A 1,710-nucleotide genomic window follows, 5' to 3' on the forward strand; every position below is an offset into this window, starting at 1 on the left:
GCCGGGGCGAGCGGGGAGGGGAGGCGGACGTAGCCGGCCTCGCGGTCGGCCTTGCGCTCCCAGCGGGTGAGCAGGTTGGCCTTGGCGGGCAGCGGCACTCCGGCGAGGAGCGCGGCGAGCCGGGGCGGGCAGCCGTTCTGGTCGGCGTGGTCCTGGATCGTGTCGCGGACCGCGGCCCACAGGGCGGGCTCGGTCTGCGGGTGCAGGTCGGCCAGGGCGGCGAGCAGCTCGGCGACGTGGTTGACCAGGAGGCAGTAGACGACCCGGTCCCAGCCGCGCTCCGCGTCGTACGTCATGGGGCGCGCGACCGCGGCGGGCAGCGCGGCGAGCGTGTCGGGGTGGCGCTCGGGAACGAGCTTGGTGCCCTCCAGGTCGCGGAACAGGATCTGCGCGGGCATGCCGTCGCCGTCGACGCACACCATGACGTTCTGCAGATGGGGTTCGAGAACCAGGCCGTGGTCGAAGTAGGCGGCCAGGACGGGCGGCAGGAGCAGCCCGAGGTACGCCCGCCACCAGTCGAGGGCGGCTTCGGGGCCTGCGCCGTCGAGGAGGCGGGAGATGTGGCCGGGCCCGGTCGGGTACTCGTCGGCCACGGCTGCGGCGAGTAGCGCGGTGGTGCCGGGGAGCTGCCGGGCGGCGAGCCCTTCGCGGACGATCACGCCGAAGCCTTCGAGCAGGGCCAGGTCGGTGCGGCCGTCGGGTCCGGGGACGGCCAGGCTGCGGTAGGCGGGCTCGCGGAGCATGGCGCTGCCGGGGAAGCGCTCCGCCAGATCGGCAAGCGCGGGCTGGAGGAGGCGGGTCAGGGCGACGGCGCCGGACAGCTCGTAACTGGCGTTCTTGCGCAGGCAGTTGGTGATCCGCACGTTCAGGCTGAACTTCAGGAACGTGTCGCCGTCGTACAGGGTGCGGACGGAGGCGGTGGCCGCGAACGGCGTCTCGCCCTCACCCAGGTCGATGATGTCGCCGCACGCGAGAGCCTCGCGCAGTACGGGGTCCTCGCGCAGCAGCTCGTACTGCCAGGGGTGTGCGGGCAGTAGACGGTAGCCGTCGGGGACGTCGGCGCGGAGCCGGTCGAGCGGAGCGGCCGCGCCGGGCTCGGCGCTCTCCTGGGCGATCAGCTCCGCGCGTACGGCGAGATGGCGCAGCGGGAAGACGGCCGCGGCCTCGGGGGCGTACGCGGACCAGGAAGCGGCGTCGCCCGTGCGGGACTTGGGGGTGGGGTGGAAGCGGTGGCCGAGGAGGAGGGACTGCTCGGAGGCGAGGTACGAGAGCGCGGCGGACGCCCTGCGCTCACCGGCCGCGAGGGCGGCGGACACGCCCTGGTGGCTGGAGTCGATCTGCTCCAGGAACTCCTCGTTGCCGACGCCGGTGCGCAGGGTGAGCTCGGCGTGCACGTACTCGGCGAGCAGGCGCCAGCCGACCTCGGTCCAGGCGCCGTCGCGCTGTTCCGTCACCGGGCCGGTGAAGCGGTGGGCGCCGAACAGGGAGGTGCGACGCAGCGCGACGCTCAGAAGCACGCCCCGGCGGGGGAGGCGAAGGAGCAGGTGGCCGTCGACGACGGCGGTCTGGTGCTCGGGGCCCGACACCTCGCGGAGCAGGCAGTTGAGGAGGGTGTGGGCCACGGCCTCGTCGGCGGTGGGCAGCGCCAGAGGAGAGGTCGGCGGCGTGGCCGTAGGGAGGGGGTCGGTGCCGGTCGGCAGGTTCATCAAC

At 74.2% G+C, this 1,710-nt stretch carries 1 protein-coding gene; it reads right to left on the reverse strand.

All coding sequences use genetic code 11. The features are described from left to right. A partial coding sequence (locus GUY60_RS37415; protein WP_161705953.1) for an IucA/IucC family protein occupies positions 1 to 1,706 on the reverse strand: 1,706 nt, incomplete at its 3' end. Positions 1,707 to 1,710 lie beyond the last annotated feature (4 nt).

It is taken from the genome of Streptomyces boluensis (assembly GCF_009908195.1).
In the GTDB taxonomy this organism is placed as follows: domain Bacteria; phylum Actinomycetota; class Actinomycetes; order Streptomycetales; family Streptomycetaceae; genus Streptomyces; species Streptomyces boluensis.